This is a genomic window from Bacillus cereus group sp. BfR-BA-01430, assembly GCF_022663115.1.
In the GTDB taxonomy this organism is placed as follows: domain Bacteria; phylum Bacillota; class Bacilli; order Bacillales; family Bacillaceae_G; genus Bacillus_A; species Bacillus_A cereus_BD.
Genome location: NZ_JAKUEW010000002.1, coordinates 656,999 through 674,877, shown reverse-complemented (window position 1 = coordinate 674,877; position 17,879 = coordinate 656,999). Strand labels below are relative to the sequence as shown.

Sequence of the window (17,879 nt, the reverse complement as noted above, 5' to 3'; positions counted from 1 at the left end):
GTGGGTCATTATCTTACTTTTGTTTCTTCGTAAAATTTGCCTTTGGTTCAGTTTTATTTATAATTCGTCCAATATTTGCACGATGTCTATAAATTACCATACCAGCTAATAAACACATTGCAACAATAAAGATCTTATCCCCATTCACAATTGATGCGATAACAGCTACGATTGCTGTTACCATAGAAGAAAGAGATACATATCTCGTGGTAAATAGAAGGGTGAAAAAGACAACAGCTAATATTGCAAAAATAATGGGTGCATAACATAATAGTACCCCAGCAGAAGTGGCAACTGCTTTTCCACCGCGAAATCTTGCGAAGATCGGATATACGTGCCCGAGAACTGCGGCTAATCCAAACCAAAGCGGATGGATATCTAAGCTAAAAATAAGCGGCAAGCCTGTTGCTAATGTTCCTTTTAAAATGTCGGCAATTGTAACGAGAAAGCCGGCTTTTTTCCCTAATGTACGAAATGTATTCGTTCCTCCTAAATTTCCGCTACCATGTTCACGAATGTCGATTCCATAACCAATCTTCCCGACTACAAGTGCAAATGGAATCGAGCCAAGCAAGTAGGCAACGATCAATAAAAGGTATGTAATAAACATAAGTTCAGTCTCCTTTATTCAAATGTGTTGATAAAGGGTAAAAAGAGTTTTTCCCGTATATTGTACCATACATTTGTAAAGATCACATTTCTTTTTTGTAAAAGGATCAGTCTATGTTTCTTAAAAAAACTTTCACAGGAATGTTACATTTCTCACAGTATCATTACGGCTATATGTTGTATCATTTTGTTATATGAGTAACAAGATATAGTTGGAGGGTGTAATAATGATGACAAAAAGTAGACGTGAGGAAGAACTTATGAAGGTTTTTGAGACAATTGTCCACGGTCATGAACAAGATTTAATGCAAGAAAATGCAAATGTTGATGGACGATCTCCAATGGGAATGATGGGAACATTGGCTTCAGAAAGTGCAAAATATTATACAGTAGAAACATTATTATCGGATCAAGTGAGAAAAGCGATTAAGCAAAATATATTATATCCACATGATTTAGATTTTTATGTGACAGGTACGACAACCTGTTCACAAATCCCATTAGCACAAATGTTGAAGAATGGATTTCATACAGGACACGGTCATATGAGAGAACCGCAAGACATAAAAAGTGCATTGGCGCTTGCTTCTATTATTTTTCAGGCTAATCAAAATATGCAGCATGGTGGACAATCGTTTGCGTTATTTGATGTTGATTTAGCGCCGTATGTAAAAAAAACATTTGAGAGAAATAAAAAACGATTAGAGAAATATCCATTACAAGAGGAACAAATAGAAGAGTTTGCATGGAAAGAAACAGAAAATGACACGTACCAAGCATGTGAAGCTTTTATTCATAATTCCAATAGTATGCATAGTCGTGGTGGTGGGCAAGTACCGTTTATTTCTATTAATTACGGAACAGAAACATCAAAAGAAGGAAGACTATTAATGAAACAATTGTTACGGGCAACGCAAGCCGGCTTAGGAGCAGGAGAAACACCGATTTTTCCTATTCAAATTTTTAAATTGAAAAAAGGTGTGAATTTTGAAAAGAGTGATCCGAACTATGATTTATTTGAATTAGCATTAGAAACGACAGCAGAGCGATTATTCCCGAATTTCTCATTTTTAGATGCACCGTTTAATGCTGCTTATTATGATGGAAGTCATGAAAGTGAAGCGTGTTATATGGGGTGTAGAACTCGTGTGATGAGTAATATTCATGGAGAGGAAAATGCAATTGGAAGAGGCAATCTCTCTTTTACATCTATCAATTTAGTAAAATTAGCATTGATTAGTGGATCGAAAGAAGCATTTTTTGAGGCATTACAGTATTATCTAGATCTTGGTGTTCGTCAACTGTTAGAAAGATTTGCTTACCAATGCACAAAAAAGGCAAGGGATTTTCAGTTTTTATATTCACAAGGAGTATGGCGTGGTGGAGAGAAGTTACAATCTGAAGATTCTGTAGCTGAAATTTTAAAGCAAGGTACGCTTAGCATCGGTTTTATTGGCCTTGCGGAATGTTTAGTTGCTTTAACTGGGAAACACCATGGAGAAGATGAAGATACTTGGCAACTTGGGTATGAAATTGTTCGGTTTATGAGACAGAAAATGGACGAGGCAACAGAGAAACACAATTTGAATTTTACGTTAATTGCAACGCCGGCCGAAGGGCTTTCTGGAAAGTTCGTGAAAAAGGATCGAGAGGAGTTTGGGAGTATAAGTGGGGTAACAAATCGTAATTACTATACAAATTCATTTCATATTCCGGTGTATTATCCTATTCAAGCTGTGAAAAAAATTCGATTAGAAGGGCCTTTTCATGAACTTTGCAATGGGGGACATATTACGTACATTGAATTAGATGGTGCTGCCGTTCATAATATAAAAGCATTAAAACAAATTGTACAAGCGATGTCGCAGTATGGAGTAGGATACGGATCAATCAATCATCCTGTGGACCGTTGTAAGTGCTGTGGTTATCATGGTGTAATTGAAAATGAGTGCCCAAGTTGTGAGAACGAAAATGAGCATGAAATCGAAAGGATTCGTCGTATTACTGGGTATTTAGTAGGAGATATGTCGAAGTGGAATAGCGCAAAACGTAGGGAAGAAGCGGATCGGGTGAAGCATAAATGAGAGTAATGAATGTGATTCATGATAGTGTAGTAGATGGAGAAGGATTGCGGACAGTTGTATTTTTTGCGGGCTGTCCGCATCGTTGTATTGGCTGCCATAATCCACAGTCTTGGAATATTTGTAATGGGACAGAAATGACCGCAGAAGAAATTATAAAAGAGATTGCCACAAATCCGCTTACTGATGTAACATTTTCAGGTGGAGATCCATTCCTTCAAGCTGCAGAAGTAAAAAAAGTAGCAAAAGGAGTAAAAGATTTAAAGAAAAATTTATGGATTTACACAGGTTATATGTTAGAAGAGATACAGAACTCTCAAAATAATGATATGATAGAATTGTTACAGTATGGGGATGTTCTGGTCGATGGAAGGTTTGAACTCGATAAAAGGGATTTAACACTTCCATTTCGCGGAAGCTCCAATCAACGTATTATTCGATTGAAAGAGTAAAAAGGCGGGATAGGTCAGATGAATAAAACGGTATTACTTGTTGAAGATGAAAGAAGACTACGCGAAATTGTGAGCGATTATTTTCGCAATGAAGGCTTTGAAGTAATCGAAGCAGAGGACGGGAAACAAGCGTTAGAATTATTTGCTGAACATACAATTGATTTAATTATGTTAGATATTATGTTGCCAGAAATTGATGGATGGTCTGTTTGTCGTCGTATTCGTAAAGAATCAGCGGTACCGATTATTATGCTAACAGCGCGCTCTGATGAAGATGATACATTGTTAGGATTTGAGTTAGGGGCAGATGAGTATGTAACAAAACCATTCAGTCCGAAAGTGTTAGTAGCGCGTGCGAAAACATTATTAAAACGAGCAGATGGGGCGGTAGGTGTTGCCGAAGACAATATGCTATCTGTAGCTGGAATTGATATCAATCGACTGTCGCGAACAGTCTTTGTAAATGGAGAGGAAATTATATTAACGCATAAGGAATTTGAACTTCTTGTGTATTTAATGGAAAACAAAGGAATTGTATTATCACGTCAACATTTATTAGATCAGCTGTGGGGATACGATTATTATGGTGATGATCGAACAGTAGATACGCATATTAAAAAATTACGTAATAAACTAGGTGATAAAGCAAAGCATATTGGAACCGTTATCCGAGTTGGGTATAAATTTGAAGAGTAATCTTTTTAACCTATGTAACTCAGCTTGAAAATATAACAAAATGACACTTTCTTTTGCAAATGAATGTACAAATTCTCATTTTTTTGTCTAGAATAATGAATAAGAGCATTTTTTGAATTGGATTTCACGATGAGTTCACAAGAAGGACACAAAATGTGACTATACTGAAAATACGAATTCAGCAGAGAGGAGAAGTTAACATGGGATATTATGACGGACCAAATATGAACGGAGAATATGATGAAACAAGAGAAATGAGAAAAGCTGGTAGCAAAAAAGGATATTTCTTTACCGGTTTAGTTGGAGCTGTTGTCGGAGCAGTTTCTATTAGTTTTGCAGCACCTTATATGCCATGGACACAAAATAACGATGTAGCTGTTTCATCTGTATCTTCTAATTCAAAAGTAGAAGGTACGGTTGTCCCAGTTGTGAATAAATCGAAAAATGAAACAGATTTACCTGGCATGATTGAAGGGGCAAAAGAAGTTGTTGTCGGTGTCATCAATATGCAAAAAACAATCGATCCATTTGCTATGCAGCCGATCGGTCAAGAGCAAGAAGCTGGATCAGGATCGGGCGTTATTTATAAAAAAGCTGGGAATAAAGCATATGTTGTTACAAATAATCACGTAGTAGATGGAGCCAATAAACTTGCTGTTAAATTAAGCAGTGGTAAAGAGGTTGACGCAAAATTAGTTGGGAAAGATCCTTGGTTAGATTTAGCTGTTGTCGAAATCGATGGTTCCAATATTAATAAAGTTGCTACGCTAGGGGATTCTAGCAAAATTCGTGCAGGCGAACCAGCCATCGCAATCGGGAATCCGCTAGGCTTTGATGGCAGTGTAACAGAAGGAATTATCAGTAGTAAAGAACGTGAAATTCCAGTTGATATCGATGGTGATAAACGTCCCGATTGGAATGCGCAAGTGATTCAAACAGATGCAGCGATTAACCCAGGAAATAGCGGTGGTGCTTTATTTAACCAAAATGGCGAAGTAATTGGGATTAACTCTAGTAAAATTGCACAGCAAGAAGTAGAAGGAATCGGGTTCGCCATTCCGATTAATATTGCAAAACCTGTGATTGAATCACTTGAAAAAGATGGAACAGTGAAGCGACCAGCTCTTGGTGTTGGAGTTGTTTCATTAGAAGATGTTCAAAGATATGCTTCACAATTGAAATTACCAAAAGATATAACAAGTGGAGTTGTGTTAGGAAAAGTGTATCCAATTTCACCAGCAGAAAAAGCTGGACTAGAGCAATATGACGTTGTTGTGGCATTAGATAATCAAAGAGTGGAGAATGCATTGCAATTCCGTAAATATTTATACGAAAAGAAAAAAGTAGGAGATAAAATTGAAGTGACATTTTATCGCAATGGTGAAAAAATGACGAAAACTGCTACTTTAACGGATAACACTTCGGCTAAGAATTAACAAAGAAAGTCTCTTTCGTATTGAAAGAGACTTTCTTTATCGGCTATACTAAAAGAATAGGAGGGATTTAATATGACAATTAAAAATCCAACTCGTCCGGAAATTGGTGAAATATTAAAAAATAGTAAAACAATCGCGGTTGTCGGTTTGTCTGATAAACCAGAACGTACATCCTATATGGTTTCAAAAGCAATGCAAGATGCTGGATATCGCATTATTCCAGTTAACCCAGCGATTACGGAAGTACTAGGAGAAAAAGCAGTTTCTTCTTTAAAAGAGATAAAAGAACATATTGATATTGTGAACGTATTTCGTCGCTCCGAATTTTTAATGGATGTTGCCAAAGAATTTGTCGAGGTTGATGCGGATGTTTTTTGGGCACAATTAGGAGTACAAGATGAAGATACTTATCAGTTTCTAACAGAAAAGGGCCATACGGTCATTATGGATCGCTGTATTAAAGTAGAACATGCAATGACAAAGTAGCATTGGCTCTCAGAATGAAAGAGAGGTTTTCACTTTTGTTCTCTATTTAGAGACTGAGTAGATGGACGAGGTGTTCATCATGAGATTTTTTAAAGGCTGTTTTTGGGGATTGGTACTCGTTATCCCGTTTTGGATCTTTATCATTTGGGTAATGATAAAATGGTGGAATGTGTAGTTTTGGAATACATATCCATTTCTCGTTGACAAACGATTATTTTTCTGAAATAGTAGCCTAGAGGAATCCTTGTACAAAAACAAGGATTTTTCTTTTGAAAATGGTATATAAAAGACATAACATACCTTGCCAAAAACATGGTTAAGGCGTTATTCTATAATAGAAACATATGTTCTGATTTTGACTAGGAAAGGGGCAAGGAGTTTGGCAAAGCATCAATTTCAATATAATGAAGATGCAATTCAAGTGTTGGAAGGCCTTGAAGCCGTTCGAAAACGCCCGGGTATGTATATCGGGAGCACGGACAGCCGTGGGTTGCATCATTTAGTATACGAAATAGTAGATAACTCTGTTGATGAAGCATTAGCAGGGTTTGGCGATGAAATTTCTGTCATCATACATAAAGATAATAGTATTAGTGTTATTGATAAAGGGCGAGGAATGCCTACGGGAATGCATAAACTTGGGAAACCAACACCTGAAGTGATTTTAACTATACTACATGCAGGTGGTAAGTTTGGACAAGGTGGCTATAAAACGAGCGGCGGTTTACACGGTGTTGGGGCATCGGTTGTAAATGCACTATCGGAATGGCTAGTTGTAACAATTAAGCGCGATGGAAACATTTATGAGCAACGCTTTGAAAATGGTGGCGTTCCTGTAACAACGTTAGAGAAAATTGGAAAAACGAAAGAATCTGGTACAACGATGCATTTTAAACCAGATTCATCTATTTTTAGTACAACAAATTATAATTATGAAACATTGTGTGAAAGATTACGTGAATCGGCATTCTTATTAAAAGGGATGAAAATTTCAATCAAAGATGAGCGAAATGATTTAGAAGATGTTTTCCATTATGAAACAGGTATTGAGGCTTTCGTTTCATATTTAAATGAGGAGAAAGATACGCTTCATCCCGTTGTCTATTTCTCCGGGGAACAAAATGGAATTGAAGCGGAGTTAGCATTTCAGTTTAACGATGGCTATTCAGAAAACATTCTTTCATTTGTAAATAATGTACGTACGAAAGATGGCGGGACGCATGAAGCTGGATTTAAAACAGCGATGACTCGTGTCTTCAATGAATATGCTCGTAAAGTTTCTTTATTAAAAGAAAAAGATAAAAATTTAGAAGGTACGGATATTCGGGAAGGATTAGCAGCGATTGTTTCTGTTCGTGTACCAGAAGAGTTACTTCAATTTGAAGGGCAAACGAAAGGGAAACTCGGCACAAGTGAGGCTCGTTCTTCTATTGATGCGATTGTATCGGAGCACTTAGCTTACTTTTTAGAAGAAACTCCTGATGTAGCTACACTTCTTGTGAAAAAAGCGATTAAAGCAGCACAGGCACGAGAAGCTGCTCGTAAAGCGAGAGAAGAAGCGCGTACTGGCAAGAAGAAAAAGCGTTCAGAAGGGACTTTAAGTGGAAAGTTAACACCTGCACAATCACGTAACCCACAGAAAAATGAATTGTATTTAGTAGAGGGTGACTCTGCTGGTGGATCTGCGAAACAAGGGCGTGATCGTCGTTTCCAAGCAGTATTACCTCTTCGTGGTAAAGTAATCAATACGGAAAAGGCAAAACTTGCTGATATTTTCAAAAATGAAGAGATTAATACAATCATTTATGCAATTGGTGGCGGTGTTGGCAATGAGTTTTCTATTGAAGATATCAACTATGATAAAGTGGTTATCATGACCGATGCGGATACAGATGGAGCTCATATTCAAGTGCTGTTACTTACATTTTTCTATCGCTATATGAAGCCATTAATTGAAGCTGGCAAAGTATTTATCGCACTTCCACCTTTATATAAAGTAAGTAAAGGGAAAGGAAAAAACGAAGTGATTGAATATGCATGGTCAGATGAAGAGTTGGCTAGCGTAACGAAAAAAGTTGGGAAAGGCTATATCTTGCAGCGTTATAAAGGACTTGGTGAAATGAACGCCGATCAATTATGGGAAACAACGATGAATCCAGAGACGCGTACATTAATTCGTGTGAAAATTGATGATGCAGCAAGAGCAGAGCGCCGCGTTACAACGTTGATGGGAGATAAAGTAGAACCTCGTCGTAAATGGATTGAGCGCAATGTACAGTTCGGTATGCAAGAAGAAGGCAATATTTTAGAAAATGAAATGATTATGGAGACGGAGGTGGAATAACATGCAAGCAGAGAAGTTTCATGACCTCCCGCTTGAAGATGTGCTAGGCGATCGCTTTGCACGTTACAGTAAATATATTATTCAAGATCGCGCGCTTCCAGATGCGCGTGACGGTTTAAAACCAGTACAAAGACGTATTTTATATTCCATGTATGTAGAAGGAAATGTGAATGATAAGCCATTTCGTAAATCAGCTAAAACAGTTGGTAATGTTATTGGTAATTATCATCCGCACGGTGATTCTTCTGTATATGAAGCGATGGTTCGTTTAAGTCAAGATTGGAAAGTTCGAAATGTTTTAGTTGAAATGCACGGGAATAATGGTAGTGTAGACGGCGACCCAGCAGCGGCTATGCGTTATACAGAAGCGCGCTTATCGCCAATCGCCTCTGAACTTCTTCGTGATATTGATAAAGAAACAGTGGAATTTGTTCCGAACTTTGATGATACAAGTGAAGAACCGGTTGTCTTACCTGCGATGTTTCCAAACTTATTAGTAAATGGATCAACAGGGATTTCGGCTGGATATGCAACAGAAATTCCTCCGCATCATCTTGGTGAAGTAATCGATGCGACAGTGATGCGCATTGATAAGCCGAATTGTACGGTAGATGATTTACTAACAATTATGAAAGGGCCGGATTTTCCAACGGGCGGTATCATTCAAGGAATTGATGGAATTAAAAAAGCATATGAAACTGGAAAAGGAAAAATAATTATTCGCGGAAAAGCAGAAGTAGAAACGATCCGTGGTGGGAAACAACAAATCGTTATTACCGAAATTCCTTACGAAGTAAACAAGGCGAATCTCGTAAAAAAAATGGATGAACTACGTCTTGATAAAAAGTTAGATGGAATTGCAGAAGTTCGTGATGAAACGGATCGTACAGGCCTTCGTATCGTTATAGAGTTGAAAAAAGAAGCAAATGCGGAAGGGATTTTAAATTACTTATATAAAAATACAGATTTACAAGTCACATACAACTTTAATATGGTAGCGATTAATAATCGTCGTCCAACGCTTATGACACTGCCGAAGATTTTAGATGCCTATATTGGACATCAAAAAGAAGTTGTGACAAGACGTTCGCAGTATGAATTAAGAAAAGCAGAAAATCGTCAACATATTGTAGAAGGTTTAATGAAGGCATTATCAATTTTAGATCAAGTAATTGAAACCATTCGAGCATCTAAAGATAAACGAAATGCGAAAGATAATTTAATTGCCAAATTTAGCTTTACAGAAGCGCAGGCAGAAGCAATTGTTTCCTTGCAATTATATCGTTTAACAAATACAGATATTACAGCGCTAGAGAATGAAGCGGAAGAATTGAAACAAAAAATCACAACGTTACAAGCTATTTTAAACAGTGAAAAGAAACTTCTTCAAGTCATTAAAGCGGATTTAAAACGAGTGAAGAAAACATATAGTGACGAACGCCGTTCTATCATTGAAGAGGAAATTGAAGAAATTAAAATTGATGTAGAAGTGATGATTCCGCAAGAAGATGTTATCGTTACAGTAACGAAAGAAGGGTATGTGAAGCGAACTGGCTGGCGTTCGCATAATGCATCAAATGGGAAAGACTTCGGTATGAAAGAGGGCGACGTCTTACTTGAACGATTTGATACAAATACGACAGAAACGGTTCTCTTGTTTACGAATAAAGGAAACTATATTTATTTACCTGTATATGAAATGCCGGATATTCGTTGGAAAGATTTAGGACAGCACGTTGCAAATATCGTTTCACTTGATCGTGATGAAATATTAATATGGGCTACGGTTGTACCGAATTTTGAGGAAGAAAAACGATTTGTCGTATTTGTTACACGAAATGGTATGATTAAGAAAACGGAACTGAACCAATATAAAGTCCAGCGTTACTCTCGAGCATTTGTAGCGATAAACTTGAAAAAAGATGATGAAGTTGTCGATATCTTTGCGACAGATGGAACAAGTGATATTGTTCTTGCGACACATGGTGCATATGCACTTATTTTTGATGAGGAAGAAGTGAGTCCGGTTGGCGTAAGGGCAGCTGGTGTTAAGGCAATTAATTTAAAAGAAAATGATTATGTGGCTGCTGGGAAACCGTTAAATGGTGAGAAAGATCAATTAATACTTGTTACACAGCGCGGTGCAGTGAAACGATTAAAAGCTTCTGAAATTGAAAAATCAACAAGGGCGAAACGAGGTCTTGTAATTTTTAAAGAATTAAAACGGAATCCGTACCGTATTGTTGGCATTGAGGTTATTCGAGATGATGAATTAGTATATATGAAAACAGAAAAACAAATTGTAGAAGAAATTGATCCAAAAACTTTCCGGAATAAAGACCGCTACAGCAATGGAAGTCTCGTACTAGATGTGAGTGAGACAGGCGAAGTGGTTGAAACGTGGACGCAGAAACGAACCGAATAAATAGGAAAAATCCTTGCTAGTTTCCATATAGCAAGGATTTTTTGACTATGAAGCAAAGTATTAGGTATATAACAGTAACCTTGCTATAATTTAAAAATGAAATCGTTCTCATGGATGGAGGAGCAAAATGAAAAAAATAGGTGTAGGGATTGTAGGATTTGGATTTTCTAGTACAACATTTCATATCCCATTACTACAAACAATTGAAGAATATGATATTCGAGCGATTGTTTCTTCAAAAGAAGAAGTCGTAAAAGAAACGTTACCAAACGTACAAGTAGAAGCTACAATTGGGAGATTGGTTAAACGAGATGATATTGACCTTGTTGTCATTACGTCACCAAATACAACACATTTTCCATTTGTGAAAGAGGCAATACGACATGGAAAACATGTTGTGGTAGAAAAACCATTTGTTGTGTCAGTAGAAGAAGGAGAAGAACTCATCTCTTTAACAAAGAAGCATCATGTCATTCTTAGTGTGTATCATAATCGTCGTTTTGATAATGACTTTTTAACGATAAAGAAGTTAATAGAGGAAAAACGCATTGGAAATATATATGCATATGAAGCGCATTTTGATCGTTTTCGTCCCAATGTACGCGATCGCTGGCGAGAAAAAAATTTACCAGGATCGGGCATTTTATATGATTTAGGATCGCATTTAATTGACCAAGCCTTATTATTATTTGGTAAGCCAGATCGTATTTATGCTGATGTCATTACACAGCGACCTGGTGCAGAAATTGATGATTATTTCCATCTTGTACTTCACTATGGAGTAAAGCGAATTAGTTTACATAGCAGCAGTTATGTGAAACATGCCGGGCCGCATTTCATTGTTCATGGTGACAAAGGCTCAATTGTGAAATATGGCATGGATTCACAAGAAAAACAATTAAAATCTGGTATGAAACCAGGCGATATTGGATATGGAGAAGATCAAGAAAATCAGTTTGCCATTTTAGAAACAGAAGAGAAGACAGAAAGAATTCGAACAGAAGTTGGGTGCTACGAGCAATATTACAAAAGAATACGAGATAGTATTCTACATGGTGAACATCCACCTGTAACAGCTGAAGATGGTTTGGAAGTCATTCGAATAATTGAATCTGCAATGGAAAGTAGTAAAACGGGTAGAGTGATTTCATTATAATCATGAAATAAAATTGACGTAAAATGAAAAAAAGATCGGTAAGCAGAAACATGATTTACTTACCGATCTTTTTTGTTCTATCGTAGTAATAATTGTTTAAAAGATTAAGCTTGTAAACAACAGAATACCAAATAATAAAGCACTACCAATTACAATAAATAAACTAACCATTATAAATTCATATGTAAAGCCTTTACTCATTGAGAATAAATCTAAGAAAGTATTTTTAAAAGTATCAACTAGCTTATTCATAACTCCTTGATTAAAGTTTTAATATTTGTTATTTTTACTACAAAAATCTACTTAAAATCTCTCCAGGCAACCCTTCAATCTCACAAATTTTCTCTGATGAAAATCCGTATTTGATTAAAATCTTCCTATCTTTAGACTAAACAAATGAAAGAAGAATGCTTACTGTATCAAGTAGATATGAAAATAAAAAAGAAAATAGTATATCACTAATGTTTGATTAGGATATACTATTTTCAAAAATGATAGAATGGTGTAACATAATAATAGAGTTGAAACGGGTAAATAAGGGGGATTTTATAAAAAAGATTGAGAAATTCTTTTCTATAAGCAGTGGAGAAATGAGGAACCAGGGGAGTAGGATCAAATGAGAATTGTAAAGAATTTAACATTTCAAGTCATTGTGGCGATTATTTGCGGGATTGCAGTAGGAGCAATTTGGCCTAGTGTTGGACAACAAATGAAACCGATTGGTGAGACTTTTATTAACATGATTAAAATGGTTATTGCACCGATTATCTTTTTAACGATCGTCCTTGGTATTGCAAGTATGGGAAATATGAAAAAAGTGGGACGCGTTGGAGGAAAGGCACTGTTATATTTTGAAATTGTAACGACATTTGCACTTTTAATAGGGATCATTGTTGCAAATGTTGTACGACCTGGTGATGGCTTGGATCCTTCAAAGTTAAAGGGAGGCGATGTTTCACAATATGTACAAAATGGTCAAGAAATGAAATGGCTTGATTTCTTTTTACATATTGTACCGTCTAATATGTTTGAAGCGTTCGCAAAAGGGGATATTTTGCAAGTTTTATTCTTTTCTATTTTATTTGGAGCAGGATTAACAATGCTCGGAAAAAATGGACAATCGGTTATCGATTTTTTTGAACGATTATCGAAGGTCTTTTTCAACATTTTATCGATTGTTATGAAATTAGCGCCTCTTGGAGCTTTTGGTGGAATGGCGTTTACAATTGGAAAGTATGGTTTAAGTACATTAATTCCGCTTAGTAAGTTAATGGTTTGTGTCTATGCAACGATGGCATTATTCGTTTTTATCGTTTTACATTTTATTTGTCGATTGTATAAATTTAGTTTATGGAAATATTTATCGTATATAAAAGAAGAGTTGCTTATCGTCCTTGGTACATCATCTTCCGAATCCGTATTGCCACGAATGATGACCAAGATGGAACAGTTCGGCTGCTCTAGACCGGTGGTAGGTTTAGTGATTCCAACAGGATATTCATTTAACTTAGATGGAACAACCATTTATTTATCAATGGCAACGATCTTTTTAGCACAAGTTTTTCATGTTGATCTTTCACTAGGTCAACAATTAACAATCATAGCTATTTTGTTAGTCACATCAAAAGGAGCAGCTGCTGTAACGGGTGGAGGTTTTATTGTACTTGCTTCCACTTTATCTGCGATGAATGTGATTCCTTTAGAAGGGCTTGCACTTTTACTTGGTGTTGACCGTTTTATGTCAGAAGCGCGTGCGATTGTCAATTTAATCGGTAATGGCATTGCGACTGTCGTTGTTGCAAAAAGTGAAAATGAATTTAGTGAAGAAAAATATAAACAAGTGTTAACTAATGTGTAGAAAGAGGCTATATCAAAAGTTGCTGACGATTCAGCAACTTTTGAGAGCTTCTTTTATTTTTGTAATAAAAAAAATATCGTGTATGCATTTTTTATAAGTAGTAATTTATTTCTTAAAAACCTATAAATGGAAGAAGGTGCACTGTAACGCTAATGATTGTAGTATGAATAAAGCCTTTAATATTTTTATAGGATTTTTATAAATATTACTGCAATAAAATAATTTTTATAAAATTTTCAATAATAACACTTTACAAAATACAGAAAAATAGTAGAATAATAGTTAATAGAAATCTTCTGATAACTATAATATAAAGAAAAATAGAATTTTCAGAAATTTCTCAATCTAGAAACGTACAGGTAATTGAGGAGGGTACAGAAAGTGAAAAAGAGAAAAATGAAACAACTAACAGCAGTTGTAGCACCGGTTTTAGCAATGAGCATGGCATTATCAGCATGTTCTACAGGTGGGGATAAACAGGCAAGTACAAATTCTAAGGGAGATAGTAAATCTGGTGAGAAGTTAGCGGCAAAGCAAGTATTTAACCGCACAGAAAGACAAGAAATTCCAACGATGGATACTTCCAAATCAACTGATGTAGTCGGTTCTCAAGTATTAGGGAATACAATGGAAGGATTATATCGCCTTGATAAAGATAATAAGCCAATTCCAGCAGCAGCAGAATCTAGCACGAAAAGTGAAGATGGCAAAAAATATACATTTAAACTACGTAAAGAGGCAAAATGGTCAAATGGAGATCCAGTAACAGCGAAAGATTTCGTCTTTGCATGGCAACGATTATTAGATCCAAATACAGCTTCGGAGTATGCATTTATTGCGTATCCAATCAAAAATGCAGAAGCGATTAATAACGGTCAAGCAGAAGTATCTACGCTAGGTGTAAAAGCAATCGATGACTATACACTTGAGGTAGAATTAGAAAGACCTGTGCCGTACTTTTTAAATTTAACAGCATTTCCATCTTATTATCCGTTAAATGAGAAATTTGTAAAAGAAAAAGGAGATAAATTTGGATTAGAAGCTGACACAGTTTTATATAACGGACCATTCGTTATGTCTGAATGGAAGCATGAACAAGGCTGGAAGTTGAAGAAAAATGAAAAGTATTGGGATAAAAAAACAGTGAAGCTTGAAGAAATTAACTACAGTGTAGTGAAAGAACCAGCAACTTTAGTTAATTTATATGATAGTGGTCAAGTAGACTTTGCGATATTAAAGGGAGAATTTGTAGATAAATACAGAAACAAAAAAGATGAATTTGGTGTATATGAACAACCAAATACATTCTTCTTACGATTAAATGAAAAGCGTAATGGTCAAGATACACCGCTTAAAAATAAAAATTTACGTGAAGCAATTGCACTTTCTGTCGATAAAAAAGATTTGGCAAACGTTCTTTTAAATGACGGTTCAAAAGCTGTCGATAGCCTTGTTCCAAAAGGATTAGCGAAAGGTTCAGATGGAAAAGATTTTACAGAATCATTTAAAAATGGTTTGAAACACAATACGAAAAAGGCAGCAGCTGCATGGGAAAAAGCGAAAAAAGAGCTTGGAAAAGATGAGGTTACAATTGAGTTATTAAGCTATGATGATGGGAATGCGAGAAAAGTTGCTGATTATATAAAAGATCAAATTGAGAAAAATTTAAAAGGTGTAAAAATTAATATTAAAATTCAACCATTTAAACAAAAATTAAAATTAGAAACAGCGCAAGATTATGAAATCTCATATGCAGGATGGAGCCCAGACTATTCTGATCCAATGACATACTTAGATATGTTTGAAACAAACAGCTCTTACAATCAAATGAGTTATTCAAATCCAAAATATGATGAAATCATTAAACAAGGGAAAACAGAGTTAATGGCAGATGCGAAAAAACGTTGGGAAGAATTAGGGAAAGCTGAAAAGCTATTACTTGAAGAAGATGTTGCTCTTGTTCCGTTATACCAACGTGCTGATGCTTATGTAATGAAGCAAAATATAAAAGGTGTTGTTCATCATAACATTAGTCCAGAATTTAGCTTTAAGTGGGCTTACGTAACGGAATAAGATGAAATAATAATATAAAGTTGAAAAGCATTTTGAAAGTAGTATTACTACTTTCAAAATGCTTTTTTGAATAGACTTTCACTAAAAATAGTTTTTTATATTCTAATGATTAACAGCTATTAGATTACTACATGATTATGGAAGAAGAACAAAGAAGTTAGATAGTTATTTCGTACTTCCACTGGTTATGAGCCCTTATGAATCATGCGATAGCAGGGAGGATTGAAAAGAGGCTGTGGTAGAAATGAAAGAAATAGAAAAGAATAAGAAGGGTAGTAATCACATATAGTAGATGATGGAATCATGATATTGTACAATTTATAAAATATAACTAGAAAAATACAAATTTCAATTTTTTAAAAATTTAAAAAATAACTTTACAAACAACGAAAAAGAAGTAGAATATTAATTAATAAGAATTTTCTGATAACATATAGTTACAGAAGATTTCTCAAGGTTAGTATTTTACATATAATAGGGGAGGGTATAAAAATGAAGAAAAAGAAGATGAAAAAGTTAACAACAGTTGCAGCGCCGGTGTTGGCAGTGAGTATGGCGCTAGCTGCATGCTCTGGATCAGGGGATAAAGAGAAAGCGAATACAACACCGAAAAGTGATGAAAAATCTGGAGGGAAATTAGCGGCAAAGCAAGTGCTTAATTTAACAGAGGCACAAGAAATTCCTTCAATGGATTCTTCAAAGGCAACAGATCAAGTATCATTTCTTGTTATGAATAACGTAATGGAAGGATTATATCGTTTAGGAAAAGATAATAAAGTAACTCCTGGTGTAGCAGAATCTTATAAGAAGAGCGATGATGGTAAAAAATATACATTTACATTAAATAAAAATGCAAAATGGTCAAACGGAGCCCCTGTTACTGCGAAAGATTTCGTATTTGCTTGGAAGCGTGCTGTAGACCCAAATACAGCTGCTGAATATGCATATATTATGTACGACTTAAAGAATGCAAAGGCAATTAATGAAGGAAAAGCACCACTTGATACTTTAGGGGTGAAAGCTGTAGATGATTATACATTAGAAGTAGAACTGGAAAACCCAATTCCGTATTTTGTTGAGTTAACATCATTTGGAACATTCTATCCACTTAACGAAAAATTTGTAAAGGAAAAAGGGGATAAATTTGGTTTAGAAGCGGATACAACGCTTTATAATGGGCCATTTACACTGAGTGAATGGCAGCATGAAGAAGGATGGAAATTAAAGAAAAATGAGCAATATTGGGATAATAAAACGGTGAAATTAGAAGAAATTAACTTCAATGTCGTCAAAGAAACTGGTACGCGTGTAAATTTATATGAAAGTGGCCAAATTGATCGCGCAGAAATTTCATCTGAATTTGTAGATAAATATAAATCAAGTCCAGATTTCTTGACAGAAGAAACACCTTCAGTATTTTTCCTACGTTTAAATCAAAAACGTGGCGGACAAGATACAGTGTTTACAAATAAAGATTTGCGTTTAGCGATTGCGATGGCATACGATAAAAAAGGATTAGCCAATGTTATTTTAAATGATGGTTCTAAGCCAGCAGACTATTTCGTACCAAAAGAATTTGCGAAAAGTCCAGATGGTAAAGATTTCCGTAAAGAGAACGGAAATCTTTTGAAAACAGATGTGAAAAAAGCGAAAGAACATTGGGAGAAAGCGAAAAAAGAGCTTGGAAAAGATGCGATTACAGTAGAATTATTAAATTATGATACTGAATCGTCAAAAAAAATAGGTGAGTATTTAAAAGGGGAATTAGAGAAGAACTTACCAGGATTAACAGTAAATTTAAAAAACCAGCCGTTTAAACAAAAACTAAAGCTAGAAACAGACCAAAATTATGAGTTATCATTTGCTGGCTGGGGACCTGACTATTTGGATCCAATGACATTTATTGATATGTTTGTAACGAATGGAGCGTATAACCAATCAGGTTATTCCAATCCAGAATATGATAAACTTGTAGAACAAGGAAAAGGCGAGTTACTAACAAAAACAAAAGAACGTTGGGACGGATTGTTGAAAGCTGAGAAAATTTTACTTGAAGATGCGGCAATTGCTCCGTTATTTCAACAGGGTAAAGGAATTATCCAAAAACAAAAAGTAAAAGGAATTGTTCGCCATCCAGTTGGTGGAGATTATAGTTATAAATGGGCATATATTTCTGATGATAAATAAGAATGAGGGGCACGATGATGTGCCCTTTTTTCTATGCACTTTTTTTTATTGGATGGAATATATAAAATGAAAAAGG

At 35.5% G+C, this 17,879-nt stretch carries 13 protein-coding genes and 1 pseudogene; 11 read left to right on the top strand and 3 right to left on the bottom strand.

Translation table 11 applies throughout. From position 1 onward, the window contains the following. Positions 1-13 precede the first annotated feature (13 nt). Complete coding sequence (gene plsY / locus MR058_RS07720) at positions 14-610, bottom strand: glycerol-3-phosphate 1-O-acyltransferase PlsY (RefSeq protein ID WP_242143415.1); 597 nt, start codon at positions 608-610, stop codon at positions 14-16. A gap of 226 nt (positions 611-836) precedes the next feature. On the opposite strand from plsY, the gene MR058_RS07715 reads away from it, so the two are divergent. The 8 genes from MR058_RS07715 (at position 837) to MR058_RS07680 (ending at position 11,685) form a co-directional block, all read left to right on the top strand. After that, positions 837-2,693, top strand: a complete 1,857-nt coding sequence (locus tag MR058_RS07715; RefSeq protein ID WP_242143414.1) for an anaerobic ribonucleoside triphosphate reductase — start codon at positions 837-839, stop codon at positions 2,691-2,693. Beyond that, positions 2,690-3,142, top strand: a complete 453-nt coding sequence (gene nrdG / locus MR058_RS07710) for an anaerobic ribonucleoside-triphosphate reductase activating protein (protein ID WP_242143413.1) — start codon at positions 2,690-2,692, stop codon at positions 3,140-3,142. The genes MR058_RS07715 and nrdG overlap by 4 nt, the downstream gene beginning before the upstream one ends. Before the next feature lie 18 nt (positions 3,143-3,160). After that, a complete protein-coding gene (locus MR058_RS07705) occupies positions 3,161-3,838 on the top strand; it encodes a response regulator transcription factor (protein WP_242143412.1) in 678 nt (225 codons plus the stop codon). Positions 3,839-4,038: 200 nt separating this feature from the next. After that, positions 4,039-5,274, top strand: coding sequence for a S1C family serine protease (locus MR058_RS07700; RefSeq protein ID WP_242143410.1), 1,236 nt, complete (start codon positions 4,039-4,041; stop codon positions 5,272-5,274). A 72-nt stretch (positions 5,275-5,346) separates the two neighbouring features. Beyond that, the gene (locus tag MR058_RS07695; RefSeq protein ID WP_242143409.1) at positions 5,347-5,760 is read left to right on the top strand and encodes a CoA-binding protein; all 414 of its coding nucleotides are present in this window, start codon (positions 5,347-5,349) and stop codon (positions 5,758-5,760) included. Between the two features lie 379 nt (positions 5,761-6,139). Next, the gene (parE, locus tag MR058_RS07690) at positions 6,140-8,104 is read left to right on the top strand and encodes a DNA topoisomerase IV subunit B (protein ID WP_242143408.1); all 1,965 of its coding nucleotides are present in this window, start codon (positions 6,140-6,142) and stop codon (positions 8,102-8,104) included. 1 nt (position 8,105) lies between these two features. Then, positions 8,106-10,529, top strand: coding sequence for a DNA topoisomerase IV subunit A (gene parC, locus MR058_RS07685; RefSeq protein ID WP_242143407.1), 2,424 nt, complete (start codon positions 8,106-8,108; stop codon positions 10,527-10,529). Positions 10,530-10,656: 127 nt separating this feature from the next. Beyond that, the gene (locus MR058_RS07680; RefSeq protein WP_242143406.1) at positions 10,657-11,685 is read left to right on the top strand and encodes an oxidoreductase; all 1,029 of its coding nucleotides are present in this window, start codon (positions 10,657-10,659) and stop codon (positions 11,683-11,685) included. Positions 11,686-11,781: 96 nt separating this feature from the next. Here the strand turns inward: MR058_RS07680 and MR058_RS07675 are convergent, their stop codons facing one another. Further along, entirely contained in the window at positions 11,782-11,937 is a 156-nt protein-coding gene (locus tag MR058_RS07675; RefSeq protein WP_242143404.1) for a hypothetical protein, read from the bottom strand. A gap of 37 nt (positions 11,938-11,974) precedes the next feature. Then, positions 11,975-12,064 (bottom strand): annotated as a pseudogene (locus tag MR058_RS07670) (GNAT family N-acetyltransferase); the annotation flags it as partial. Between the two features lie 237 nt (positions 12,065-12,301). Here MR058_RS07670 and MR058_RS07665 point away from each other — a divergent pair. The 3 genes from MR058_RS07665 to MR058_RS07655 all read left to right on the top strand — a co-directional run bounded on the left by MR058_RS07665 (position 12,302) and on the right by MR058_RS07655 (position 17,803). After that, positions 12,302-13,543, top strand: coding sequence for a dicarboxylate/amino acid:cation symporter (locus MR058_RS07665; RefSeq protein ID WP_242143403.1), 1,242 nt, complete (start codon positions 12,302-12,304; stop codon positions 13,541-13,543). 381 nt (positions 13,544-13,924) lie between these two features. Further along, entirely contained in the window at positions 13,925-15,616 is a 1,692-nt protein-coding gene (locus tag MR058_RS07660; RefSeq protein ID WP_242143401.1) for a peptide ABC transporter substrate-binding protein, read from the top strand. 492 nt (positions 15,617-16,108) lie between these two features. Next, positions 16,109-17,803, top strand: coding sequence for a peptide ABC transporter substrate-binding protein (locus tag MR058_RS07655; RefSeq protein ID WP_242143399.1), 1,695 nt, complete (start codon positions 16,109-16,111; stop codon positions 17,801-17,803). Positions 17,804-17,879: the final 76 nt, after the last annotated feature.

Bases quoted from the DNA above. Each gene is read 5' to 3' on its own strand.
- plsY (WP_242143415.1), bottom strand. From the start codon at position 610: ATGTTTATTACATACCTTTTATTGATCGTTGCCTACTTGCTTGGCTCG.
- MR058_RS07715 (WP_242143414.1), top strand. From the start codon at position 837: ATGATGACAAAAAGTAGACGTGAGGAAGAACTTATGAAGGTTTTTGAG.
- nrdG (WP_242143413.1), top strand. From the start codon at position 2,690: ATGAGAGTAATGAATGTGATTCATGATAGTGTAGTAGATGGAGAAGGA.
- MR058_RS07705 (WP_242143412.1), top strand. From the start codon at position 3,161: ATGAATAAAACGGTATTACTTGTTGAAGATGAAAGAAGACTACGCGAA.
- MR058_RS07700 (WP_242143410.1), top strand. From the start codon at position 4,039: ATGGGATATTATGACGGACCAAATATGAACGGAGAATATGATGAAACA.
- MR058_RS07695 (WP_242143409.1), top strand. From the start codon at position 5,347: ATGACAATTAAAAATCCAACTCGTCCGGAAATTGGTGAAATATTAAAA.
- parC (WP_242143407.1), top strand. From the start codon at position 8,106: ATGCAAGCAGAGAAGTTTCATGACCTCCCGCTTGAAGATGTGCTAGGC.
- MR058_RS07680 (WP_242143406.1), top strand. From the start codon at position 10,657: ATGAAAAAAATAGGTGTAGGGATTGTAGGATTTGGATTTTCTAGTACA.
- MR058_RS07675 (WP_242143404.1), bottom strand. From the start codon at position 11,937: ATGAATAAGCTAGTTGATACTTTTAAAAATACTTTCTTAGATTTATTC.
- MR058_RS07665 (WP_242143403.1), top strand. From the start codon at position 12,302: ATGAGAATTGTAAAGAATTTAACATTTCAAGTCATTGTGGCGATTATT.
- MR058_RS07655 (WP_242143399.1), top strand. From the start codon at position 16,109: ATGAAGAAAAAGAAGATGAAAAAGTTAACAACAGTTGCAGCGCCGGTG.